The 25,010-nt window shown below is 45.5% G+C and carries 17 protein-coding genes; 4 read left to right on the top strand and 13 right to left on the bottom strand.

Annotated elements, in window-relative coordinates; translation table 11 throughout:
* The 9 genes from GXO74_13420 to GXO74_13380 form a co-directional block, all read right to left on the bottom strand.
* A partial coding sequence (locus tag GXO74_13420) for a DNA methyltransferase (protein ID NOZ62665.1) occupies positions 1 to 931 on the bottom strand: 931 nt, incomplete at its 3' end.
* Positions 932 to 987: 56 nt separating this feature from the next.
* On the bottom strand, positions 988 to 1,788 hold the full coding sequence (locus tag GXO74_13415; protein NOZ62664.1) for a diaminopimelate epimerase: 801 nt from the start codon (positions 1,786 to 1,788) through the stop codon (positions 988 to 990).
* A gap of 114 nt (positions 1,789 to 1,902) precedes the next feature.
* Positions 1,903 to 3,276, bottom strand: coding sequence for a glycosyltransferase family 4 protein (locus GXO74_13410; protein ID NOZ62663.1), 1,374 nt, complete (start codon positions 3,274 to 3,276; stop codon positions 1,903 to 1,905).
* Positions 3,277 to 3,342: 66 nt separating this feature from the next.
* Complete coding sequence (locus tag GXO74_13405; GenBank protein NOZ62662.1) at positions 3,343 to 4,470, bottom strand: glycosyltransferase; 1,128 nt, start codon at positions 4,468 to 4,470, stop codon at positions 3,343 to 3,345.
* A 1-nt stretch (position 4,471) separates the two neighbouring features.
* Positions 4,472 to 5,542, bottom strand: a complete 1,071-nt coding sequence (locus GXO74_13400; protein ID NOZ62661.1) for a glycosyltransferase family 9 protein — start codon at positions 5,540 to 5,542, stop codon at positions 4,472 to 4,474.
* A 155-nt stretch (positions 5,543 to 5,697) separates the two neighbouring features.
* On the bottom strand, positions 5,698 to 6,624 hold the full coding sequence (locus GXO74_13395; GenBank protein ID NOZ62660.1) for a glycosyltransferase family 2 protein: 927 nt from the start codon (positions 6,622 to 6,624) through the stop codon (positions 5,698 to 5,700).
* 78 nt (positions 6,625 to 6,702) lie between these two features.
* Complete coding sequence (locus GXO74_13390) at positions 6,703 to 7,449, bottom strand: DUF4292 domain-containing protein (GenBank protein NOZ62659.1); 747 nt, start codon at positions 7,447 to 7,449, stop codon at positions 6,703 to 6,705.
* Positions 7,450 to 7,493: 44 nt separating this feature from the next.
* On the bottom strand, positions 7,494 to 9,188 hold the full coding sequence (locus GXO74_13385) for a tetratricopeptide repeat protein (protein ID NOZ62658.1): 1,695 nt from the start codon (positions 9,186 to 9,188) through the stop codon (positions 7,494 to 7,496).
* 119 nt (positions 9,189 to 9,307) lie between these two features.
* Entirely contained in the window at positions 9,308 to 11,269 is a 1,962-nt protein-coding gene (locus GXO74_13380) for a Na+/H+ antiporter NhaC family protein (protein ID NOZ62657.1), read from the bottom strand.
* A 277-nt stretch (positions 11,270 to 11,546) separates the two neighbouring features.
* Here GXO74_13380 and GXO74_13375 point away from each other — a divergent pair, with 277 nt between their 5' ends.
* The 4 genes from GXO74_13375 (at position 11,547) to GXO74_13360 (ending at position 18,801) form a co-directional block, all read left to right on the top strand.
* Positions 11,547 to 14,150, top strand: coding sequence for a hypothetical protein (locus GXO74_13375; GenBank protein NOZ62656.1), 2,604 nt, complete (start codon positions 11,547 to 11,549; stop codon positions 14,148 to 14,150).
* Between the two features lie 139 nt (positions 14,151 to 14,289).
* Positions 14,290 to 16,110 (top strand): CHAT domain-containing protein, encoded by a 1,821-nt coding sequence (locus GXO74_13370; GenBank protein NOZ62655.1) that lies wholly within the window; start codon positions 14,290 to 14,292, stop codon positions 16,108 to 16,110.
* Positions 16,111 to 16,117: 7 nt separating this feature from the next.
* Positions 16,118 to 16,558, top strand: coding sequence for a (deoxy)nucleoside triphosphate pyrophosphohydrolase (locus GXO74_13365; GenBank protein ID NOZ62654.1), 441 nt, complete (start codon positions 16,118 to 16,120; stop codon positions 16,556 to 16,558).
* A gap of 59 nt (positions 16,559 to 16,617) precedes the next feature.
* Entirely contained in the window at positions 16,618 to 18,801 is a 2,184-nt protein-coding gene (locus GXO74_13360; GenBank protein NOZ62653.1) for a VWA domain-containing protein, read from the top strand.
* Here the strand turns inward: GXO74_13360 and GXO74_13355 are convergent.
* The 4 genes from GXO74_13355 to GXO74_13340 form a co-directional block, all read right to left on the bottom strand.
* Entirely contained in the window at positions 18,715 to 19,368 is a 654-nt protein-coding gene (locus GXO74_13355) for a hypothetical protein (protein NOZ62652.1), read from the bottom strand. The genes GXO74_13360 and GXO74_13355 overlap by 87 nt on opposite strands.
* Positions 19,369 to 19,385: 17 nt before the next feature.
* Positions 19,386 to 20,675, bottom strand: a complete 1,290-nt coding sequence (locus tag GXO74_13350; protein ID NOZ62651.1) for a GWxTD domain-containing protein — start codon at positions 20,673 to 20,675, stop codon at positions 19,386 to 19,388.
* A 182-nt stretch (positions 20,676 to 20,857) separates the two neighbouring features.
* Complete coding sequence (locus GXO74_13345) at positions 20,858 to 23,947, bottom strand: BamA/TamA family outer membrane protein (GenBank protein NOZ62650.1); 3,090 nt, start codon at positions 23,945 to 23,947, stop codon at positions 20,858 to 20,860.
* A gap of 224 nt (positions 23,948 to 24,171) precedes the next feature.
* On the bottom strand, positions 24,172 to 24,933 hold the full coding sequence (locus GXO74_13340) for a tetratricopeptide repeat protein (GenBank protein NOZ62649.1): 762 nt from the start codon (positions 24,931 to 24,933) through the stop codon (positions 24,172 to 24,174).
* Positions 24,934 to 25,010 lie beyond the last annotated feature (77 nt).

Genomic DNA, 25,010 nt, shown 5'->3' with positions numbered 1-25,010 from the left:
AAAAATGAATAATCGGATCTCTGCCTTTTCCTGTCCGGGCATATTCGCGAAATATTTTGTCTATATCCGCGACGTTCAATATTTCAGCAATATCTTCGACGATAATTTGCAATGATTTTGGCGGATCTTCCAGAGAGATGAAACGGAAAATATCGCGAAGAATACCGATTGTGTGAGGGATGTAATCAAAAGCAAGCCGTCGGTTGAATTCTCCGTCAGCGCGGGTTCTGGCGGCGAACAGGCCGTAAGTGATTGTCTGGGCGTACAGATCGGCAAATTGCTGTTCGGTGAGCGTGGAAATTAAATATTTTTTGAATGCCTCATAAAATCCGACAATCTGCCGGTGTCCTTTGGTGCTATTTTTTGACAATTCCACTGCAATGACTTCGTCCCGCAAAAAGCGCGTGCGTTTTGCCAATTCCACTGCCAGTGCTTGTGCCGTCTGCGCTCGGGGAAGAGAGAAAGAAAAGAAAATGTCTAACAGTTCAGCAAATTTTCCGACGTTTTCCACCGGCGGCGCTATTTGCAATTTTTTCGCCACAGCAGGTCGCGCGATCATCGCCTGGGCAATTCGCTGCCCATTCCTGTAAAGTCTGAATTCGTAAAAATTCGTTAGAATGACATTGGGGAAAGTTTCACAATATCGTTGCAATTGTTCAGTAGTTTCGATGTGATCCAGATTGGTGACAGACGGGTCTTTCGCCTCAATGTAGCCTGTGACGTGATTCCTTCCGTCCCAGATGCGAAAGTCAGGGTTTCCGGCTTCAGTCTTTTTGGGGACAATGGTTACGTCAATTTTTTTGATATTTTTAATTTCTGCATACTGCTTAATCAGCGCATCGAGGTGTTTGTAATAGCTTTCTTCTCTTGCATCGCCTCGTTGAAACGTTTCGGTGAGATTTTTTAGATATTGTTCTAATATTTTTTTCACAGACACGATTCCTTTTATGACGAGGTTTGTTTCATTTTAGCTATAGACGAGGCTTTTTATTCATCAATCAGTTCGCCGGAATAAATTTCTTTTGCCTCCCCGGCGAGTTTGATTTCTGATATTTCATCGTCAAAATCCACTTCCAACAATCCGCCGCGCGCCTGAACTTTCAGAGGCAGTCTGCATCCTTGCTGTTTGACGGCTAAAATCGCCGCAGAAATCGTACCGGTTCCGCAGGCTAAAGTTTCTTCTTCCACGCCGCGCTCGTAAGTGCGGATGAGAATTTTATTTTTGTCGGCAATCTGCACAAAGTTGACATTTGTGCCCCAAGGCTGAAACGCCGCATGATGGCGATATCCGCGCCCCAGAAGTTCCACGTTGATCGCATTAACGTCTGGAACAAAAATGACGTAATGGGGCACGCCGACATTGAGATAGCCGCCTTCTTTAAATTCCTTCTCCTGAAGTACTTCGGGATATTCGCGAATTTCAATTGGCGGCGGCATAACAAGCTGGACAAAATCGCCATTGACGCTGGCACGATAAGGCACCCCCAACACATCAAAGGTCAATTCCGCCGGAGCAATTTGATGTGTAAAAGCGTAATACGCCGAAGCCCGGGCGCCGTTGCCGCACATTTCGCCGAGAGAGCCGTCTGAATTGAAATAGCGCATGGAAAAATGATGTTTTTTGCTTTCTTCGAGCAGCAAAATCCCATCCGCTCCGACAGAAATTCTTCGTTGGCAGATTTTTCGAAAAAAATCGTGCTCGTCGCCGGTGAGGATTCTCTCTCGGTTGTCGAAAAGAATGAAATCATTGCCAGTGGCGCTGAGTTTGCTGAATTTTAAATTTTTCATTTTCAGTGGACTTTGATTAAAAATCTAATGATTAAAAGGCAAAATAATAGAACCATCAGGACGCGAAGACTCAAAGGATTTAATTTTAAATTTTAATGCCTTCGTGGTCAAAAATCAAAAATTGTCGCTGTGATCGCTGTGGCTGAATGGTTTCTTTTCATCGGATTTTGCAGCAAAAGCTTCAAACAGTTGAAAAAGTTTCCTCAACTGTCGCGAACGTCGGTACTGGTCAATTTTTTCTGAATGCGTCAAAGGCTGCCACGCGCCCCGTTCCCATTTTTGATAAAAATTTTCCAGAAATTCTTTCATTCCCAGCACGTCATCGTATTCAAAAAAAGCGCCGGCTTTAGTTTCCTGATAAATTTTCGCCGCGTCTCCGTCCACAGGCCCGATGGCGAACACGAAACGTTTGCTGGCGAGATATTCGAACATCTTTCCGGGGACGATCCCTTTTTTCGTGTACGTGTCATTGATAATCAGCAGCAGCAACTGGGACGCGACCACGGCACGGATCGCTTGCTCGTGCGGCACAAAATCGTGAAATTGAAGCATATCACCCAGATCAAATTTCTCAATTTCGGCCCGCACTTTGGGATCGATTTTTCCGAAAAATCGAAGCGAAAACTTTTTCGGATTAATCTTTCCCTCGCGTTTCAACTCTTTGAGCACTTGAAAAAATGCCGGAATGTAGCGATTAAACGGCAAATTTCCCACGTAAGTGAAAACAAATTTGTCTGCCGGAGGCGTTAGCTCCTCTTTGGGATAAACATCGGGATCGAAGCCATTGTAAATGATGTGCGTTTTTTCAATGGGAATATCCGGGTGATTTTCCAGAATCTGATCCCGACAGCCGGGACCGACAACTGTGATCGCCGCTGCGTCTCGCAACACTTTCCCTTCCAGAGACTTGTCGATTGCCACAGTCAACGGATTGCGCCAAATATTGTGGTAATAATCGATATTGACCCAGGGATCACGAAAATCAGCAATGAACGGCAAACCGGTAATGTTGGCGATTCGTCTGGCGACCAAATGGACTGTGTGCGGCGGGCCGGACGAAAGAATTAGTCGAACATCCGGGGCTTGCCACGCCAGCCGAACACCAGCGAGCACGCCGGGTCTGTACCATCCGATTCTCCCATCCGGAATGAACAAATTGGCGCGAACAGCATTGGCAAGCCGTTCTTTGAAACTGGCTTTTTCGTGCGCTGACAAAACTGCCAGCGGAATTTTCTCGTCAGTTTTTTTACCAGTAAATTTTCGGTACCAGCGGTACGGCTCGAAAAAATCAACCCGCTCGACTCGCGTGGAGTCTGGAATTCTTTTCTCCAGCCCGGGATCCACAGTCGTGTAATCGCCATGTTTCACGGTTAACACCTGGCATTCCCAACCGTTTTCTGCCATAAATTGAATAATACGAATGATGCGCTGCACCGAAGGACCGCCGGCTGGCGGATAATAATATGTGACAAAGAGAAATTTTTTCATTGGGGCAACTCACCTTTCGCTCAAAAATCGGAAATTAGGCGACAGCTTTTTTAAAATCCTGACGGATTAATTCCCTAAAAAGCCTTCAATTTCGTCCACTAATCGATCCCAGGAAAATCGTTTTTTATATTCAGCGATAAATTTCGGAAATTTTTCTTTATCATCGCCGGAGAAAAATTTCGCCACTGCCGCCGCCAATGTTTCAGAATCTTCCGCAGGGACAATGTAACCGGTTTTTCCTTCTTCAGTGACTTCAGGCAATCCGCCGACGTTGGTAGTAATGACTGGTTTGTCGTAATGATAGGCAATTTGAATAATGCCGCTTTGCGTGGCGGAGATGTACGGCAAAACGACAACGTCTGCTGCCGCGTAAAACATGCCTACTTTTTCGTTGGGAATGTAGTCATCAAACAAAAAAACCGAATCGTTCACGCCTAATTCGTCGATCAGGTCGGTGTATTTTTTTCGATCATCATAAAATTCTCCGGCGACAAGCAGCTTCACTTTCATTTTTTTCAAAATATGCGGCATCGCCTGGAGCAAAATATGCAGCCCTTTGTACTGCCTGACGTATCCGAAAAAGAGCAACACGCGATCTTCCGTCTTGAGGACTAACTCTTGCCGTGCTGTTTTCTGATCGTAATTAATTTTGAAATTGTCATAAACTGGATGCGGCGCCTCACGAAAATTGGCGTTGGGCTTGAACGCCAGCAGCGATTTTAATACAGTTTTCGACATGACGATGAAATAGTGCACGTTCCATAAGCCGAGCCGCGTGAGAAATTTGTCCAGCGGATTACTTTCGTGAGGGACGATGTTGTCGCAGATGTAGAGAATTTTCGTTTTGGTGAATAACCGCGCCAGAAATGAAATCGCCGCGTAACAGGGGGCGAAAAAAGGCATCCAATATTTGAAAACGATCAAATCCGGCTGAAAGCGATAAATCCGCCAAAAGGCGCGCAGCCACGACCACGGTCCGACGGAATCCAGAATCGGTTCGCTGGGTAAAACTTCAACTTCCTGGCTCAAATCCTGTTGTGTTTTCCCCGGGAAAAAAATTGACGGATACTGGCGTTTGAAAGAGATAATTTTGACGTCATGGCCCCGTTGAACAAATTTTTTGTACAATTGCGCAATGTAATGCGCAATGCCGCCGCGCATGGGGTACGCTGTGCCGACCATCACAATTTTCATCTCACACCCCTAACAATCGCCCGCACGACTCGAAAACAGTGTCCACGCGCAAGGATTTCATGCATTCATTGGGGCAAGTGGGCGAAAAGAAACAATCGCATTCCAATTCCGGCTCCAAAATCTCGCCCATGCCGTAAAGCTCAAACTCGTGGCGATTGAAAATATTATTGAACAGGATGATTTTTTTCTCCAACCCAATGGCGATGTGCATGGCCATGGTCACCGCTGTCACGACCAAATCGCACTGATCGACGAGATTGATGAATTTCTGCAGCGGAAAATGTCCCAAATAGCTGGCGCCGCTCTTGCGGGCAATTCTCTTATTCTTTTCATGCTCATCAGGGCCGCCTAAAAGCAACACTCCTTTGCCGTCTTTTTTCAATTTTTTCGCCAGTTCGATCCAATACTCCTCGGGCCACAACCGCGACGTCCAGCGTCCGCCGCAGCCGGTATTCAATCCGATCAACGGCTTTTTTTCTTTAATTTTCCACTCTGTGGCGTATTCAGAGAAATTGTTCAAAATGTATTTTTCTCCGGCGAACTCAAAACCACAAATTTCAAAAATTTCTTCGGGATAGCTTTTGGTATTTTTTTTGTTCAGAGAATCAAAAATACCGGTCAGAAATTTATGTTCTGCCTCTTTGCCAGCAGGCATACATTTATTATTTTCCGAATTGAGAAGGAAGCCTTTTTTCTCGTGAGCGCTGACCAAATCCGCCAGAGCGCACGCCTCGAGGTCTTTGTCCAGATTGTAAATAATGTCGAACGCGCCAGCCTGCAAAAGCAAACTATGCGCCAGATCAAACGGAAAAATTTCATCGACCCACTCCGCTGGCACTAATTCCGGCGAATTGGTGAGCCAGGTAATGTGCGCCTGGGGAAATTCCTTTTTCAGCCGCCGCAAAATCGGCGTCGTGCGAATCACATCGCCGGCAGCGCCTAATTTGATGATGAGAATTTTTTCTTTAATCGGATCGTAGAAAGAGCAGTCGGCGCACTCCGCGCCTTCAGATTTGTGATAGCGACAGGGAATATCTCCGCGGAAGTAACGGCAGTCCTGATTTACTTTCATAAAATTCCTCGTGATTTATGTTTAGATGAAAGAAAATGCAAAATAATTTTGACAAACTTAATTTGTAATAAAAGGCTAACCTTATGAGCGTCTCTTTAACGCAACATTTCTTGCCAAGATGTGGCACACCTTTTAGGTGTACTACATCTTTACGATTATCCTAAAACATTTTTCACCGAATAATCATTTTTCCTCTTCTGCGTCTCCGTGATCATTTCGCCGAGAAGCCCCATGGAAATAAACTGAATCCCGACAATCACCAGCAACACAGCGAGAAATAACAAGGGTCTGTTGCTCAGATATTTTTGAAAAAATATGCGTTGGTACGCAAGATAAATATTCAAAATCACGCCGAGGATCAAAGTAATTAATCCGAAAGTGCCAAAAAGATGGAGCGGCCTTTTTTTGAACTTGTTCAGAAAAACCACCGTGAATAAATCCAACATGCCGGCGATGAAACGAAACGCGCCAAATTTCGTCTTGCCATATTTCCGCGGATGGTGTTTGACTGGCATTTCTGTGACGCGAAATCCCTGCCAGTGCGCCAGAACCGGAATGAAACGATGCAATTGGCCGTAAACTTCAATAGTTTTTACCACGTCGTTGCGGTAGGCTTTAAGACCGCAATTGAAATCATGAAGTCGAATGCCAGAAACCCAGCTTGTCACCAGATTGTAAATTTTTGAAGTAGTGCGTTTGATGAACGGATCGTAACGTTTTTTCTTCCAGCCGGAAACCAGATCGTAACCCTCGTTGATTTTGGCAATCAGATCAGGTATTTCATCGGGATCGTCCTGCAAATCCGCGTCCATGGTAATGACAATTTCACCCCGCGCCTCCTGAAAACCGCACGCCAGCGCCGCTGATTTGCCAAAATTTTTTCGGAATTGTACCGCGCGAACGCGGTTGTCTTTTTTGTGAAATTCTTCCAAAATCTCGAATGACCCGTCCCGAGAGCCGTCGTCGATAAAAAGTAATTCGTAATTAATTTTTTCCCGCTGCAAAACATCAGTCAATTGCAGATACAACTCGGGCAGGGACTCTGCTTCGTTGTAAAGCGGAATCACGACGGACAAACCTATTTTTTGCTGGGAATTTTCACGCGAAGTTTGCGGTTGCGCCACAGACTCCTCCTTTTCATCAGGGAACTTTTGTTTCGTTTACAAAATCACACGTTCAACGTTTTCGGGAATCCGCATCTGAAAATCTTTGGGCTGCATTTTTGCATTCACGTCCACCGTGGTGAACACGATCGTCAGTCGCGATTTCTGCGACGGCTGGGAAATGCGCACTGTTTTTGGCAGATACACGTTGTGGGATTTGACAAATTGATCGTACTTGAACTCCATGAGTACCTTGCCGTCGTTGTCCAAAAGCTGATATTTTTGCACCACAAAACGACGCGGATGAATCCAATATTTCAGCGTGTAGCCTTTTTTGCTGCCAATGATCAAATATTTGCCATCATCGGTTTGCAGTAATTCCCGTTCGTGTTGTTCAATCAAATGAATGCCGGAAAATGCTTGCAATAATTTATCAAACGAGACATCAATCATCAAAAACCGGCGGAAATTCATGCTATCCGGATGGCCTTCAAAAAGCGCGTTTTCCATTGAATTGTAAATTTCTACTTGATTGCGGTCAATGAAAATGGCACCTACGCCGAATCCCAGTCCTGAACTGAGCTGAATCAGCAACGAATCCGGCATCTTGATGCGAATCACGGAATTCGCCGTAAAACTCAACTGTGGGGATTCCAGACTGATTTTCGCCTTTGCTTTGGCGGTCTGAAATTTGAGATAATTCTGCTCCACGCGATGCCGGATCTGGGCGATAGTTATGCTGTTGACGTCGGGTCTGGAAGTGGGCAAAATACCGGCGCAACCGGAAATAACCAAAACAACCATTAAAAAAAACCAATGACGAAGATGAGCTTTCAATTTCTCGATTTTTATTTACCTCCGATTTTGTCAATCAAATATGTCCGCGTCTCTTCCAGATCCAATGCTTTGCGCCACGACTCTTTTGCTTTTTCCGGATCATTCAATTTTTCGTACACATCTCCCAGATGCTCCCACACTTCAGCCGAACTATCACGCAAAGTTGCCGCGCGCTCGATGTATTTGTGCGCCATTTGATAATTTCCCAACTGAAAATAAATCCAGCCCAGCGTGTCGAGATAGGCGCCGTTTGTCGAATCAGCAGCCACGGCTTTTTCCGACATTTTTTTCGCCTCATCCAGCCGAATGCCGCGCACGCACAGGCTGTAGCTGTAATTATTTAAAATCAACGGATCTTCGGGTTTAATTTGGAGCGCCACATCGTACAGAGAATCAGATTTTTGATAAATTTTCTTCTCATCATAAATCATCGCCAGCGCCGTGATCGCATCCATGTTTTGCGGATCGATTTTCAGCGCTTTTTCCAGATAAGGAATGGCTTCATCCGATTTTTTCCGTTGCTGCAAAACAGACCCTAAAAAATAGTTCATCCGCGCATCGTCAGGGAAATGCTCCAGGGCATCACGGAAATTTTCTTCAGCGTCCTCCAGTTCATGGAGACGAATATGCACAAACCCTAACCAGATCCAGCCAAATTCAAAATCAGGCTTTAATTCAACGCTTTTTTTCAAATAAGGTTTTGCCTGCTCCCAGTCATTAGCTTGAAAATAAATCCTACCCACAGCAAAATGACTGCGAAAATCATCAGGAAATCTGTCAATGGTTTTATTGAAAATAGTCAACGCCTGCGACGTATCCTGCTTTTGCAAATACAAATCTCCCAGACGAAGGTAATTTCCGATTTTCGTCGAATCGCTGACAATTGCAGATTTTATCAGTTGAATGGCTTTGTCCCATTGTTTGCGACTAATGTAAATATCGCGCAATTCTTCCAGACAGGTTTCAAAATTTCTGTCCTTTTCCAGACCTTTCTGATACCAATCCATTGCAGCAGACGTGTCCTTTTTCGCCAGGGCAAATTTTGCCTGCGCCAGAAAGGCACGTTCATCGTCAGGAAAATCTTGAATAAGTTTTTCAAAAACCGCTTTCGCTTTGTCAAACTGCTTTTCCGCCAAATACACATCACCGGCCTTGATCAACAAATCAGGATTGTCGTGACCCATGTCGTAAAGTATCTCGTACTGCCGCGCCACCTGCAAAAGATTTTTCTCCGACAAAAATAACGTGATCAAATAATTTCGCGCGTCAAATTCTGTGGGATCAATCTCCAGAATTTTTTCGTACTGACGTTTAGCAGCCTCCAAATCGTGCATGGAATAGTAAATCGAAGCCAGCATGTAATGAACATCAATGTCATCGTGAAAACGCGCTTCTGCCTGCTCCAACACGCGGCGCGCGCTCTCGACTTCTTTTAATTCAAGGTACTGATTCGCGACGCTTTTGTAAATTGTCACTGACGAGGAATCGTACAACAGCGCCTGTGAGAAATCGATCAGCGCAGATTTTGAATCATTGAGCATTTCCGCAACGGTGCCGCGGATGAAATACTGAGCAGCCCTGGGCTGAAATGGCTGTTTTTTGACAGCGGACGGTTGCTCGCTTTTATGGGAAAACCTCTGCGGCGCGGCGCAGGCAAACAGAAGTCCGATCACAAACAGAAAAAGGAACTGACGATTTATTTTCATTACTACTCCACAATTAAAGTCTGATTTTAATGGTTTAAAAAAGTTTTTTGCATAGTTATTTTTACTGACGAATAACAATGAAGTTTCCTGTTGAGTTGCGAATAGCTTCGACAAATATCTCAATTCAGCATTTCATCGCGGCTGTCGATTCTTTTGCCCAGCGTAAATAAAATGATCAAAAAGACCAAAACTCCCGCGAGAATTGACAGTCCGCTCGGGAAACCAAATCCGGCGGGAAGATAACCGACAAAAATTGCCACAAGCCCCACAGCGACGGCATAGGGCAATTGCGTACGCACGTGATCGATGTGGTCCGCCGCCGAGGTCATGGAAGACATGATCGTCGTGTCTGAAATCGGCGAGCAATGATCTCCGAAAACCGAGCCGGACAAAACGGCGCCAATTGTGCCCAACAAAATCGAATTCGAAAGTGAAGCACTCAGTTGTGCCTCCACAGTTAACTTAAACGCCATGGGAACGACAATGGGCACGAGAATTGCCATCGTGGCCCAGGATGTGCCGGTGGAAAATCCGATGAACGCTGCCACGATAAAAGTAAGCATGGGCAAAACATGCGGCGAAATCAAATCCCGCGTCACGGCGATGACGTAATCAGCAGTTTTTAGCTCGCCGCAAATCTCGCCGATGGTCCACGCCAGAATTAAAATGATCATGGCGATAACCATGGCTCTCACACCGTTGAGCCAGGCGTCCAGTGCTTTTTTCATGGACAAAATTCGCTGCGTTACTGCCAAAAAAATCGCCACAAACGCGCCGGAAAACGATGACCACATCAAAACGCTGAACGAATCCGCATTGCCGATAATTTCTCCCAGACGAGCAGTTCCTGCCTGATCGCCGAGAGCCACTCTGCCGCTATAGTACAGGCCTATCATCGTCCCGAAAATGACAATCAAAATCGGAATCGCGGCATTGTACCAGCGCAGGGGAATTCCTTCTTCGGGCATGATGTCCAGAGATTTGTCGTCCGCAATGGGCTGCGCTCCGTCGCGCAGGACTTTTCCTGTCAAAAATGAACGATGTTCGGCTTTGTACATGGGACCGAAATCCCGCAGCGTGAATCCGATCAGAAAAACGAAAATGATCGCCAGCACGCTGTAACTGGCAAAAGGAATTGATCTGAGAAAAGTAATGTACGCATCGTGCGGCACGTTGATATTATTGAACGCCTGATCAATCAAACCCACCTGAAATCCCACCCAGGAAGAAATTATCGCAATGGAAGCCACTGGCGCCGCTGTGGAATCGACGATGTAGGAGAGTTTCTCTCGGGAAATGCCAATTTTGTCCGTCAGAGGCCGCATCGTGTTTCCCACAATCAATGTGTTCGCGTAATCATCGAAAAAAATGATTACACCCAGCAGCCAGGTGGCGATTTGTCCGTTTCGCGGATGGTGCGCCCAGCGGGAAATTTTTTCCACAATCCCCTGCGTACCTCCGGATCGAGAAATCACGCCGACCATACCGCCCAGCGTCATGCTGAACATTACAATAGCGATGTGGCTTTTGTCGAACAAGGAATTGACCATGTAAGTGTCTAAAGCGCGCATCAAACCGATGAACGGATTGTATCCCCAGAGAAACATGGCTCCCAGCCAGATGCCACTGAACAGCGCCAGCAAAACTTCCCGCAGCGCCAGCGCAAGAATGATTGCCAGCAACGGTGGCAGCAAACTCAAATATCCGGGCATGACAGTGATTTTCTCCGAAAGATTGATTTCGCCATCTGCTGCTGAGAAACTGACCGTTGCGGAACCCGGCAAAATTACATCGCGAAGATGCAAAACTCCGTTCTTGAACGGGCCTATTTTTGTCAATTGCTTTTTTTCTTTGAAAATTTTTTGAAAAAGGCCTTCCGCCTCGGCCATTCCGGAAAATGACGTATCAATTTGCCCGTTGCCTTTGAGGGCAGAGACCGTCATCTCGAACGGAACATCGGACAAAATAATTCTCGGATGTTCAATTTTGAAAGAAGAATTTGTAGTTGCAAAACCGTTAATTGAAAAAAAGAGTAAAAACAGCGAAGAAACAAAAAGCCAAAATTTCAAATTCCAGCGCATGCGTACCTCGTTTTTTCTGTGCTCAATCCGGAGCAATTGCGTTTTATTATGCCTGATTGTCCAAATTTTCAGGTTTTAAATTATAATCATAATTTAGGAAAAAGTAAAGGAAAAAATCCAACAATGCCATTGATTTTTCCTCTGGTTTAAAATTTGCTGTGTTGGGGGTAAATTTAATCATTGTTTTTAATTAAAAAATTCAATAAATTGTCGGTCATGTCCACTCAGGCAATGTTGTTTGTCGGTATTTACCTTAAACATCAAGCTCAAATCGTCCATGAAAAAAATATCGCAAATATTTATCCTTCTGATTATTGTCCTGATTGCCTCGTTCAAATTGTCTGCTCAGATCCCTGTCGATTCCAGTTTGGCGGCACGACGAAATTTGATCTGGCAAAAAAGCAATCAATTTCGCCCGGCCATTCTGCTCAACGGAGAGTGGGACTCGCGGCGGCAGGACGAAAATGTCTGGCACAAAACGCACATTCCCGGCGCCTGTGCGCAGCAAACGGAAATATTTTTTCGGCGATCTTTTTCCGTTGACAGCGCTCTGGCCAACTGTCATTTTCGGCTCGTGTGTTACGGCATCAACAACTACTGCGAAATTTTTGTCAATAATAAATTTATCGGTAGCCACGCCGGAAGCTACACGTCATTTTACATCGACATCCCTGAAAATTTCATTTCTGTCGGGAGAAAAAATCTAATAGAAATCAAAGTCGACACCCGTCTGAACAACAAAAACACGCTACCGCTCAAGTATCAATTCGACGGTTTGCGCTACGACGGCGGAATCATTCGCGAAATTTATTTGTTGGCGCTGCCGCGACGCTCTCTCTCGACAGACATCGAATATTCGCTCAACACCGATTTTTCCGAATGCACCCTCAACATTTCTCTGGACGTCAAAGACTGGCAACAACGTCTCGTTTTTTCGCCCATTGAGCAGAAACGCTCGCCTTCACTCAGCTATTTCATCGAAATTTTCGACCCGCTTTCAGGAGCGCGCATTAAACGCCAGTTCGGTAAATTTTCGGCTGACGAAGACCTGGCATTTTCCCGGCTGACAGAAAAAATCGTCATCAAAAATCCCCGGCTGTGGAGCCCGGAAAAGCCAAACCGCTATCGCATTTCCGTCAAACTTTTCAATGGCAGGAAAGTGATCGATGAATTTGACACTTCTCTCGGATTTCGTCAGTTGGATTTTTTTAATGGCAACATTTTTCTCAATGGCCAACAATATTTTCTGCGCGGCATTAACTGGGCAGAAAATTACGGCGAGAGCGGGATTATTTTCAATTTTGACGAAGCCGTGAAACGACTCCTTTCCGTCAAACGGCTCAACGCCAACGCGGTGCGCGTACCGCTTTTTCCGCCTCATCCGCAAATTGTCGGGCTCTGTGACAGTCTCGGTTTGTTTTTATTGGAAGAAATTCCCTTGAAAGCCGTTCCCAGCCGACTGTTTTCTTCGGAAATTTTTATCACGCGCATTCGCGATTATTTGACAGAAGCCATGGACCGCGATGCAAATCACGTATCTTTATTTGCAGTGGGCGTCAGCAGCGGATATTTGAGCGGAGACGATGAAGCGCAGCCATTCATTGAAAAAATCTATCCCATTCTCAGCCAGCCGAATCACCCCTATTTTTATTTCACTGCGCTGCCGCCGCAATTGAAAAATCCCTATTTGCCAGGATTAATTGCCGGAATTTCTCTGATTCGATACAATCCTTACAGCATAAAAAATTTGCTGCAAAAATGGCTCACTCAACGACTCAACGCGCCGACCATCGTGACTGATTTTGGCGCGCCGAAATACAAATTTTTCGACAACGACCAGGATTCTGTTTTGTACGAAAAATATCAGTCCGCGCAAATCGTGCAGTCATATCAGACCATTCGCTCCTTCGCTGAAATTGACGGCTGTTTTATCACCTCCCTCTTCGATTTTAAAAAAAATTACGCCTCATCGCTGCCAGGCGATTTTTCTGACGCCTATTTGCGGCCTTTTGGCTTGATCAACAGTAACAACCAGAGCCGTTTCGCTTTCAAAACAGTCAAAGATTTGTACACCACCGGCGACGCGGTTTACAATCCGGGAATTACAATTTTTACCGGACAGGTCAATTTTTTCATCATCGCCGGACTGGGACTGATTTTGATTTTTCTGTTCGTGGCGCACAATCGCCGCTACTTTCGCGACAATCTCAAGCGCAGCTTTGTCCACCCGCACGGATTTTACACGGACATCCGCGATGGCAGAAAAATACCTCTTTCTCACACACTGCTTATCGCCCTGTTTTCGTCTGCCAGCTACGGATTGATTCTTTCGTCGTTCAGCTTTTTCTTCAAATCCAACGCGATTGTCGATCATCTGCTCACGCTGATTTTTTTCTCTCCGACGATGAAAGAGGTCGTCGTCAGGCAAATCTGGCGCCCCGAGATTTCTTTTGTTATTCTTACCGTGGGCATGATTTTCTATTTTCTGCTCTTCGCGTTTGCTTTTCGCCTTGTGGCTTTCCTATTTCGAAAACGAACAAAACTTGGCAGGATGATCGCGCTTTCGTTTTGGGTGGGAAACATTTACATTTTTCTGCTACCAGCGGGCATGATCGCCTATCGGCTGCTTGCTTTCTCTCATCTGCGAATTGGTCTTTTTGCGCTGCTGGCGGCGTTTGATTTGTGGTACATTTTTCGCGCCATCCGAGGGCTGCGCGTCGTTTTCATGATGCCGGGCTACAAAGTTGCTGCGATTTTTTTCATTCTCACCGGATTGACGCTCATCGCGCTGATTCACTTCCTGCAAATTCACAGCGGATTCTGGGATTATCTTTGCTATTACTTGCAAATCTACCGCGGTTATTTTCACTTTCATTTTTGAAATTTGATTAATTTGCCGCCGATACGATTATTTGCCCGTGTTCGGAAACTTTGTGTTTTTAAATGAGTTTATCAAGTCAGTACTATTTTCATAAAATAAAATTTGTCTGATTTAAGCGCACAAATCGAGGAAAATATTATTGTTTTCTGAAACGAAAAATAGCGGGGCGATTGTGCTCACCGCCATTTTTTTCGCTTTTTTTTGCAGCCATGCTCCCGCATTTGCAAACACGAACAAACAAAATTCGGACGTGGATGCGAATCTGCAAAAATTTGAACAACGGCTCTGGTCAGGAACGCATTTGTCCGCAAAAGAGTTTGACTCAATCTGTTCGCAGTTGAACAGCGCACTTGCAACAGAGATCAACCGCCCACAAAGAGCGACATTTTCAGAGAAAAGTTTGAATTATCTGGAGAAATTGAAAACTTTCAGAACGATCAAACTTTTTTACCAGACCGATCTTTTCCAACAGCGGCTGAAAAAACACCGCGACTTTTTGGCGCAAACTTATCAATTGGCCGCGGACTGGTTTGATTTGATCAAACGTGGGCCCGAGCTTCAGCCCGTTGAATACAATAATTTGACAAAAAAAGCGCAGCGGAGTTTCACCGCCGCGGTGGATTCGGCAAAAAAGATCGACCCGTTGCTGGTCAATTTTCTCGTTTGGCAAAAGCCGGTCACCGCGCGGCAGTTGCAACAAAATCTGAATTCACGAGAGCTGATTCTGGACTATTGGCTGCACAACGACTCGCTCGCTGCGTTTTTCGTGAGCGCGGATTCGGTCGGCGTGCGGAGCTGGCAGATTGAGCCGGGTCAATTTACCGACGCGCTTCAGGCTTTTGACTCCACGCTGTTCGATCAAAAAGATGTGCTGGATTTGAAATTTGACGCTGAGAGCGCTTATTATTTGTATCGGCTGCTCATTCGGCCGCTCAAAGCAGAACTTTTCGAACGCAGCAGACTCGTAATCATTCCGGATTCGCCATTTTTGAACCTGCCGTTCGAGTGCCTCATTTCGCAACCGGCGGACAGCACCAAGCAGACAGAGGTGCTTTACAAAGAGTATCGGTTCATGAAATTTCTGATTAAAAAATTTAGCATAAGCTACAATTTGTCTCTTTCGGCGCTGGATCCGGAGCTGCAAAATATGCGCGATCAGACAAAATTGGGAAGGCGACTGCTGACGATGAGTGAGCCAGATTTTCCCGTAGAAAATGATTCGCTGGGGAATGCGTTGCCGCCGCTGCTCTGGCTCGATCATTCGCCGTACGTGAACGATGAAATTCGCCGCGTTTCCCGGCTTTTGTTTCGCCACGACAACGTGCGTGGCAACGAAGTGACGATGGACTATTTGAAACAGCGCGCGGCGGACTATCGCTGGATTTATCTCGCGCAACTCGGGCTGCTGAATAACAAACAACCGTTGCAATCCGGACTCATGATATCAGCAAGCCAAAACGGCTCGGCAGATGAGGATTACTGGCTCACGGTGAACGATGTTTTTCAAATCCCATTCCGCGCCGATATGGTCACGTTGAGTGCGACAATTTTTTACCCCAAAGTTGTCAAAAACGCCCGTCCCGGAATTGTGGCGCTGCCGCAGGCTTTTTTGCTCGCCGGAAACAAATCCGTTCTGTACAGCCTCTGGCACGTGCACAGTATTTCCACCAGCGAGTTCATGTCCAAATTTTATTGGGAATTAAAATACAAACGGCAGCACAATACAGTGGCGCTACGCGGCGCAAAATTGGCTTCCATGCGCGACACTTTCGATTTTCTCGATCAGAAAATTTCCCGCGCCCATCCCTATTTTTGGGCGGGATTTCGGCTCATCGGCAGCCCCTACGTCAGCTCGCCGTCAAACGCAAAAATTCCGCCGTGGGGAGTAGTCATCATTGTTTACGTTGCGTTGCTCATCGTCGGCGGAATTATCACGAGAAAAACATTGGCAAAAAAATAATTATTTTATGAAAAAAAGCGCAACGGACACTTCTGCGAAACCGGTACTCGTTGTCACGGCAGGACTTATTTTTCGCGGCGAAAAATTTCTCATCACGCAAAGGCCCGTCGGTGATCCCTTTGCCGGCAAGTGGGAATTTCCCGGCGGCAAGAGACGCGATGGCGAAACGTTGGAAAATTGCCTCGCACGCGAAATTCGCGAAGAGTTGAATATTAAAATTGACGTACAAAAGCATCTGACAACGGTCAATCACGAATACCAGAATTTTTTCATTCAATTGCACGTTTTTCGCTGCCTTCACATTTCCGGAACGCCGCAGCCAGATCAGAATCAAAAATGGGAATGGATTTCAGCGGACAAATTACGCGATTTTGATTTTCTCGAAGCGGATCGCGTGGTGATTGAAAAATTGAACAAATCAGGTGACAGCAATTTCAAATTATTTTGAGTATTGGTGCTCATTTTTTCCGAATTCGAAAAATAAATCAAACTGAAAAATAAAATCTTATGGAATCTTTTAGTCTGACATTTTCCGAATCAGTATTTCTATTCATTTTGCTCGCCATTTTGAGCGTTGGCTACAGCATTTACGTGTATCGCCGCACCAATCCGCCGGCGCCGCGCTGGCTGCGCATTCTTTTGACTTCCCTGCGGGCGCTGGCGCTGTTGCTCATTGCATTTCTCATTTTCGAGCCGCTGCTCAATATTTCCTACATCCGCAAAGAAGCGCCTGTCGTTGCCGTGCTTCTGGATCAATCTGCGAGCATGTCTCTCGGCGACCATGCCGAGTCACGTGGTGAAGCCGCCAAAAAAATCCTGCGGGATCCGCTTTTTCGAGAAAATTCTTCAAAAATTCAGTTCGACTATTTTGGCTTTTCCGTGAATTTGACTCCCTTCGGCACGGATACACTGGATTCGCTGCAATTCACCGGCGAGGCGACAAATTTGACAGAAGCCATCAGAAAAATCAGCGAGCAATATGTCGACAAAAATTTGCAGGCGCTCATTCTGCTCAGCGACGGCATTTTCAATTCAGGAGAGAATCCGAATCGTATCGCCGAAGACCTGGGACTGCCCATTTTTCCCATCTCCGTGGGAGAACCAACCGAGCAAAAAGACATTGTCGTCAGCAACATTTTAACCAACCAGGTAACCTACGTGAAAAATAGAGTTCCGGCGGACGTGACGATTTTCGCGCGCGGCTTTGATCGACAAAAAATAAAAGTCAATCTTTTCGACGGCAAAAAACTCATCGACAGCAAAACCATCCGCGTCGGCAATCCGCCGGAGACTAAGCTGCGGCTTTATTTCACGCCTGAAAAAGAGGGGTTGCGAAAATATGTGGTGCAAACGCCGGCGCTGAAAAATGAATTGACTGAGCTCAACAATAGCAAATCCTTTTACGTGAAAGTTTTGAAAAGCAAAATGAAAATTTTGTACTTGTGTGGGGGGCCTGATCCCGATTTTTCTTTCATCAAACGCGTGCTGCAAGCCGATCCGAACACTCAAGTGGATTATTTCATTGCGAAAAAAGGCGCCGGGTTTTATCAGAACAAATCTTTCCCGCCATCTGATTCATTGAAAAAATATGATCTTTTTGTGCTGCACAATTTTCCGCCGCGGAAATACAAAACTGCTGCTGTGGCGCAAATCCAACAATTTCTGAAACACGCTTCCACTCCGCTGATGCTCATTTGGGGAAACGGCATCAACGATTTCATGCTGGCTTCGCTGTCGCCGTATTTACCGATGAAATTGCCGCTGAACCGCAGCAAGGAGCAGGCGACGCTCGTTAAGCTCAGTGAAGCCGGAAAAACTCATCCGGTCACCCAGATCGCGGACAATGAATTTGAGAATCAAAAAATCTGGGACGAATTGCCACCGGTTTATTATTCGTTCAATTCAGCGAAAATTAACCCGGGCGCATCTGTGCTGCTGACGGCAGAAAAGAAATCTATTTTTCAACTTAATCGTCGAACCAAACCAATCCCGCTGTTGCTGACACAAAAATTAGGGCAGCAAAAATCTCTTGCTTTGCTCGCTTACGGCGTCTGGCGCTGGGATTTGCTCATGTGGGGCATCGGGAAAGACAATCGCGCGTTTCGCCAACTGCTGAACAATTCCATTCGCTGGCTGGTGAACAAAGAGGACACCAAGATCGTGCGCATCTATCCGACGCAGGAAATTTTCCACGGCGGACAGGCTGTTTCCTTTGCGGCGCAGATTTACACGCCAAATTACGACCCGCTGGACGGCGCCGACGTTCGCGTTCAGGTGAGAGACAGTTTGGGGCGGGAATTTTCCGTTCAATTAAACCCGGTTGGCGAGGGAAAGTACGAAGCGTCGCTGGAGCCGCTGCCCGGCGGAGATTATTCCTATCGCGGGATCGCCAGTTTTCAGAATCGCCAGCTCGGCACGGACAGGGGACAATTTTCCGTGGAAGATTTTAATCTGGAATTTTTGGAAACGAAAATCAATCAAGCGGCGCTGCAACAATTAGCTTTCAAAACGCACGGGGAATTTATTGCCGATTCGGCGCTTTCTTTGCTCAAAGAAAAACTCAATTTTCAGACAAGAGAAATCAGGGTTTCGCGTCAATGGCAATTATGGCATCAACTCATTTTTCTCATCATCGCTGTCGTCTTGCTCGCGGTCGAATGGTTCCTGCGAAAAAAATTCGGGATGCTTTGATTTTTTCGTCACCAAATAAATCATCCCCGCTTCGATGAACGCGGCAAGCAAAAGTAAAATGAGAATCACAAAAAAATACAAATCCAGCGAATAATGATATTGTGCTATTGCGGCTTCTTTTGTTTTTGCGGCTGCCAGAGCTAATTGCATTCCGGCAGTCGCACTCAGCCACACGGCAGGCAATTCAAAAAAGGCGTGAGGCGACAAAAAAAGCGTAACTGCGATCGCCATTCCGCCGGCTTCTTTTCGGGCAATGATCCCGACATTCAACCCCAGCCAGAATGTAAAAATGAACGGCAAAACTACGCCGAAACCGGACAAAATATTCAGGAACGAAGAAATTGAGTTGAAAAGAAAAATAAAAATTGCCAGCGTAAAAAAAGAGGGTTTTTTGCGCAGAAATTGCTCCAATTTCCCCCACATCCAGAGCGGATATGCCATGAGAAACTTGATTGAAAATTTCACTACGGGCGATGCGAGAAAGAAACCGATGAAAAACAGGGAAACTGCCAGCAAAAATAACCGTTTGTCAACTGCACCAATCAGATCAAGCCAATTTTTCGCCATAAACGCCCGCAGCCAAATTATTCGATTCGCACCAGCTTGAAATCGCCGCTGCCGGATTTGTCCTCAAAAATGAACCGTCGTTGCAGTTGCTGATAGTACCAGATTTCGTACGGCGGCAGATCAATCTCGTCCATTCGCCGGTCCACTTGTGTGGGAGGCCCATATTTGACGTAAATTTTTCCGCGATCAGTCTGCCAGCCTTCAATGTTCAAGCCGTGAACCGAAAAATAATTATTGGCAAATTCCACGCGTCGCGTGAACTCTTCTAATAGTTCGTTCCGCTCAGTTTCCGGCGTCGGATCGCGTTTTTTCCAATATTTTTGAAAATAAGCTTTGCGCGTGCTATCAGAAGCGTTTTTTAAAAATTTATAATCGTCGCCGGGTATGTATTCCCGCATCGTCCTGAGCATCATGCTGGTATTCATTTTCGCAAGAGACGCATTTCGCCAGACGGCAGAAAATTGAATCGATAAATTTTTAGCGATTTTGCCCTGCGAGACATAAACCATTAATGTGTATTGACCGGTAGAGTCGATAAATTTGCTCAAATCAATCAGGTAAGGAATGCGTTTGCTGTTCGGTATAAAGGACTGTTTTTTAAGCGCGATTCGTTTTTTCTCACGGTCAAAAATTGAATAGCGAAGCAGCAGGCTGTCGGTCAAACTTCGCGGATAAATTTCAAAATATGCCCAGAAAGCCGAATCAGGGTTGAAGAAACGCCTCGTGACGTTAACATCAATGATGTTGATCCCGGTCGAGTCAATTTCAATTTTATCGGCGAATACAATATCGCTGATAAAAGCCTCCCGCGTCAAAAATCCCTTCACCGCTATCTTTTTCTCCCGATGCAGGCTTTTTTGCGTATCCTCGTCGGTCAAATTAATCAGCAACCGATATTTTCCGGGACGAACATAAAATGAAAATCGATGGCGATTGGATAGTTTGCGGCTGTTCGTCTCCTCAAATTCTTTGACAGCAATACTTTCGTACGCGGATTTTTCATCTACCAGATTATCTTTGCGGTCGAATAATGAAACCACCAAATCATAGCGTGCGGAAAAACCTCCTGTTCGTTTTTTGACAAATTGAAGAATATCATTAGCAAAGACCACTTCAATATTCAATCGGCTCATTTCCGGATCCTTTTCCGATCTGAATTCAGACACGTGGTAAAGAAACAAGCCGGGGCCAAACATGTCCGCGTTTTTTTTGAACCCCAATCCCCGAGGCAAAATTTGACTAAAACCAACAGTTGCCAATAAGAGTAAATTTATTAAAAACGTCCAAAAAATTTGCTTCAATTTCATTTTCTCTCTCAGATCATTTTTTGTCATTGACTTATTAGTTTAGTTTAAAAATCTGGTATTTTCAAAAATGTCAACAAAGCAAGTTGCGGCTTCAATTAAATCAATTGTGCGCGTATCACTGTGGTTCGATAATTATCAAATTTTTGTCTTGGTAGAACAGACTCGTTTGTTCTATTTTATTATCAAAATTCAGGCCCGATGGAAAAGTAATAATAGGGCCCGTGGGTATAGTTTGCCCAATCAGAGTTCCACGCCACGTCAAAACGCAGCACAAACATGCCCAGATTCATTCTTGCGCCGACACCGTAGCCGAAAAAGATATCTTTCAACGCCGGTATTCGGCTCGGTCCGGTTGCGTCTGCGCCGCGGAAATTATTGTCGTACCACGCAGAGCCGATGTCGGTGAACAGCGCACCGCGAACATTCTGGAATCCGATTCCCAGAGGCCATCCCATGAGAAAATAACGAATCAATGGAAATCTGAATTCAACATTGTTCAGGAAAAATCTGTTCCCCACGCGCTCGTAGTAATAGCCGCCGCGCATGGGAAGCTCAAATGTGCTAAAATAGATATCCTCCAGATTCCGCACGCGCAACCCGCCGCTGGTCTTGTAATTTAACCAGCCCGACGTACCGCCGAGAAAAAACTGCTGCGGTTGCTTGCCGCCGCTGGCGCCGCCGGTGAGACGAAAAACGAGATTATAGTCTTTGCCGATTTTAATATATTTGCGGTAATCCATTTTCAAAGTCAAGAAATCAATTCCATTGCTGCCAAGAGCCGGACTGTAGCGCACATCAAACGCGTAACGATTTCCGTTTACAGGTCCGGTGTAGCCCCAAAGAACCGTGTCGTTGACGTAAGAGAGATCCGCCAGCAATAAATTTCTCGTCTCATTTGGCAGCCAGGGAACATTGATGTAATCCCGCTCAATGGAAATCCAGGAGAGAGCGCCGTCGAGTCGGTTATATTTAGAAAACGGATGTGAGATATAAGTATTGACGCCGTAATTTCTGTCGCGCACCCAGCCGATTCCGTAATCCCAGATGTAAAAATAATAGGCGTAATGAAATGCGCCGATGCCAAAATCCGTTTTGTGCGGCAAATAAAAATAGGAAAACTGATAATTGGAATTTCGCAAATCATAAAAAAGATTGGTGTAAATATTCAGCCGATGATTTCCCAGCACATCCGACAATGCGATTTGCGTCATCCCTTGCAAGCCAAAAAATTGATCGTACTGCGCGTTGCCGTAAATCAAATCCGGTGAAAATTTGACGCGATATTTATTGACTTTGTAGTCGCCGTTCAGCGTATACTGCGTCGAATCGAGAAAAACCGATTTTTTTTCTTTCGCCGGTTCAATCTGTCCTTTTTTAAAATTATCGTCAAACACAAAATGTGTGAATTGTTTTTTCTCTTTGACCAATGGTTTCTTTTCAAGACCAGGCGCCCAAACCAAAGGCCTCTTTTTTCCGCGTCTGGAAATGGGATGTTGGCTAATGAAATTTGTTTCTTTCAGCACCACGTCGCCGGGCTTTACTGACAATGGATTTCTCAGTAAATAAACGTCATATCCGCCCTTGTAAAACGAAGTGAACGCAATCTTCTTTTCATCTCCGTGCCAGCTCAAATTGAAAATTCCAGTAACCACGTTGGTAACCGGGAAATCAATACCGCTTTCCAGATCGTGAATATAGATGTTGGAAATGCCGCACTGATCGCTGGTATATGCCAACTTTTTCCCGTCGGGCGAAAACACCGGCGACGCCTCCAGACCGCTGGTATCAGTGATGCGCGTAATTTTACCGCTTGCCACGTCAATCAGGTAAATGTCTTTTTGCGAAAAATCTTCGCGGGAGATTTTAAAATCATCCGGCAGGCGCGCCATATCCGTCATGTCGCCGCGATCGCTGACAAAAGCAATCGTTTTGCCATCCGGCGACCACTGGGGCTGCAAATCGCTGAACACATCATGCGTAACCTGACGCAATTTTTTTGTTTTCAAATTGTAAACATAAATATCGCCCTGACCATTCTGTATGCCCATGAAAGCGATTTCATTTCCTTTAGGCGACCAACTCGGAGTAAAAACGCCGTCCAAATCAAATTTCAACTGTTTTACAATTTTTTTCTTTTTCACATTCACGAGGTAAAGCGCATCACGGGCGCCTGCCTTGGCGGCAAAAACAATAAATTTGGAATTGGGCGACCAACTCAATCCGGCGCGCAGCCAGTGCAACTCTTCCAAATTGGGCGTCTGCTGCCCCCCGACTAATTTGGAAATAATTTTCCCGTTGATGGCGCTCATCAGGTAAATATCAAAATAGCCGGATTTGTCAGATAAAAAAGCAATCTTGTCCCCTTTTGGCGACAACGCCGGCCCGCTATTGACAAAATTGCTCCACTTTTTATGATCCGTGAGACGTTTTCCGATTTCTTCGGGCTCTTTTCTGTCGGCAATGTCGGGCCAATATTCGCGTTTCAAATACAAATGCCATTTTTCCGTCAATTCTTTGGTGTCGACGCCGATGCTCTGCTTCAAACCGCGGCTCATACTCTTAGTTACTTTCACTTTCCCCAACAATTCGCCGATCTTTTCGCCGCCGTACTTGTCAGCCAGATAGTACAATACTGACTGACCGCCTTTGTAAGCCATAAACCCGTACAAATAATCCACCGGGGGCACATATTCGTTCAGCGTGGCGTCGCGCATAAACATGTCGCTTTCCGTGTCCCAGCCGCGACTCTCGTATTCCGCCAGCCCCTCAATCAGCCACAGCGGCAATCGCAAGCGCGCCATGCCGGTGATGATCGACTGCACGCCGGCGCCGTAAACCATCTGCATCATGACCGCATGAGTCAATTCGTGATGTACGACGTGACGAAAACTTTCCCATTCGCCCTCAAAAGGAACCACGACGCGATTTTTAAAAAATTCTGTAAAACCGCCAACAGACTCTTCGGGCGGACTCAGATCGACATTTGTTTGTTCGAAGTCATTGTGGCTGTTGTGGACGATGATGGTAATTCTCTTGGTGAGGTCGTAGCGGAAATCTTCTTTCAATTGCTGATAACTGGCCTCGGCAATTTCACCGGCAAACTCGGCAATGCTTTTCCCCCCCTCTGTGAAATAAACATCAAAATGCTCGGTCTGCAAATACTTCCAATGAAAATATTCGTATTGGACTTTATTTTTCCCGAAATATTGGCCGAACAAGGCTCCCGGCAGAATAATAAAAACCATGAATATATATCCAAAATAGCGCCTCATTGCTTCACTCCTTGCACTAATAATGATTTTTATGCAACTTTCTTCAAAGAAATTCCACTTTTTTTATTCAACGACATCAGTTTCAAATTGTTCAAATTAACGAATGCGTAACAACTCAGCAACAAAAAATACGCCGCAGAGACTTTTGAGTAATTACGTCCGTAAAATTCGATTATTTTCCGCTTCCAACTCCACAAAATCCTAAAATTCAGATGTGAAAAAATTTAGCTTTTTCCTTTCGGAGAAGACGTTTTTTTGCCTGAATTTCCGGAACCGGTTCTTCCGGATTTCGATTGCCCTGATCCGGGATGCTGAATCCTCGGCGCTCGCGGCGGATTTTTCAGTCGGCTTTGCGGCCGCTTCATGGGAATTTTTTCATATTTTTTTCCGTCACGAAGGGGCAGACGATTCTTAATCTGATTTCTCTCCGGGTGTTTGACGCGATCGGACTCAATGGTTTTAATCAAAGAACGCGCTATCTGGCTCATATCTTTGTCTCCGTTGTTGGCAATCTGGCGCAGACCGGGCAGCGCGCGCTGATCGTTCAATTTGCCCAAACTCAATGACGCTTGATATTTGATCGTTTTGTCCCGCGAATGGACTCTGTCAACGAGATAATTCAAATATTTCCGCTTCCCGCGATTGGCTAATCTTTCCGCAATGCCGATCTGCTGCACTTCAGCGTCGTCTACCCAGGGACTTTTAGGATATTTTTCCTTCAGGCGATTGTAGCGCTGGAATGATTCATCGTAGCGATTTTCCCTTTCCATGATGTACGCCGACCAAAACTCCGCGTCGTCTTCGTATTTGCTTCCCGGAAATTCCTTTTTCAGCTTGTCGAATAAATCCAGCGCCTTTTTGTATTCGCGCTGGTGCATCAGCTTTTTTGCCTGATAATAGTATTGAAATCCGTCCTGCGCCCACAACGAAGACAAAAAGAAAATCCCGCAAATCGCCGATAGAAACATCAATGATTTAAATTTCATTCTATGCCGCCCTTCTTTGCTTCAAAATTTGGCTAAATTGTTACAAAAAATAGTTACGCAAAAATTTATGAGTTAAT

The organism is Calditrichota bacterium, assembly GCA_013152715.1.
Taxonomy (GTDB): Bacteria; Zhuqueibacterota; Zhuqueibacteria; order Thermofontimicrobiales; family Thermofontimicrobiaceae; genus 4484-87.
This window is presented reverse-complemented; position numbering and strand designations above follow the sequence as displayed.

Excerpts from the sequence above, each read along its gene's own strand:
- GXO74_13415 (NOZ62664.1), bottom strand. The coding sequence starts at position 1,788 with ATGAAAAATTTAAAATTCAGCAAACTCAGCGCCACTGGCAATGATTTC.
- GXO74_13410 (NOZ62663.1), bottom strand. The coding sequence starts at position 3,276 with ATGAAAAAATTTCTCTTTGTCACATATTATTATCCGCCAGCCGGCGGT.
- GXO74_13405 (NOZ62662.1), bottom strand. The coding sequence starts at position 4,470 with ATGAAAATTGTGATGGTCGGCACAGCGTACCCCATGCGCGGCGGCATT.
- GXO74_13400 (NOZ62661.1), bottom strand. The coding sequence starts at position 5,542 with ATGAAAGTAAATCAGGACTGCCGTTACTTCCGCGGAGATATTCCCTGT.
- GXO74_13390 (NOZ62659.1), bottom strand. The coding sequence starts at position 7,449 with ATGGTTGTTTTGGTTATTTCCGGTTGCGCCGGTATTTTGCCCACTTCC.
- GXO74_13385 (NOZ62658.1), bottom strand. The coding sequence starts at position 9,188 with ATGAAAATAAATCGTCAGTTCCTTTTTCTGTTTGTGATCGGACTTCTG.
- GXO74_13380 (NOZ62657.1), bottom strand. The coding sequence starts at position 11,269 with ATGCGCTGGAATTTGAAATTTTGGCTTTTTGTTTCTTCGCTGTTTTTA.
- GXO74_13375 (NOZ62656.1), top strand. The coding sequence starts at position 11,547 with ATGAAAAAAATATCGCAAATATTTATCCTTCTGATTATTGTCCTGATT.
- GXO74_13365 (NOZ62654.1), top strand. The coding sequence starts at position 16,118 with ATGAAAAAAAGCGCAACGGACACTTCTGCGAAACCGGTACTCGTTGTC.
- GXO74_13360 (NOZ62653.1), top strand. The coding sequence starts at position 16,618 with ATGGAATCTTTTAGTCTGACATTTTCCGAATCAGTATTTCTATTCATT.
- GXO74_13355 (NOZ62652.1), bottom strand. The coding sequence starts at position 19,368 with ATGGCGAAAAATTGGCTTGATCTGATTGGTGCAGTTGACAAACGGTTA.
- GXO74_13350 (NOZ62651.1), bottom strand. The coding sequence starts at position 20,675 with ATGAAATTGAAGCAAATTTTTTGGACGTTTTTAATAAATTTACTCTTA.
- GXO74_13345 (NOZ62650.1), bottom strand. The coding sequence starts at position 23,947 with ATGAGGCGCTATTTTGGATATATATTCATGGTTTTTATTATTCTGCCG.
- GXO74_13340 (NOZ62649.1), bottom strand. The coding sequence starts at position 24,933 with ATGAAATTTAAATCATTGATGTTTCTATCGGCGATTTGCGGGATTTTC.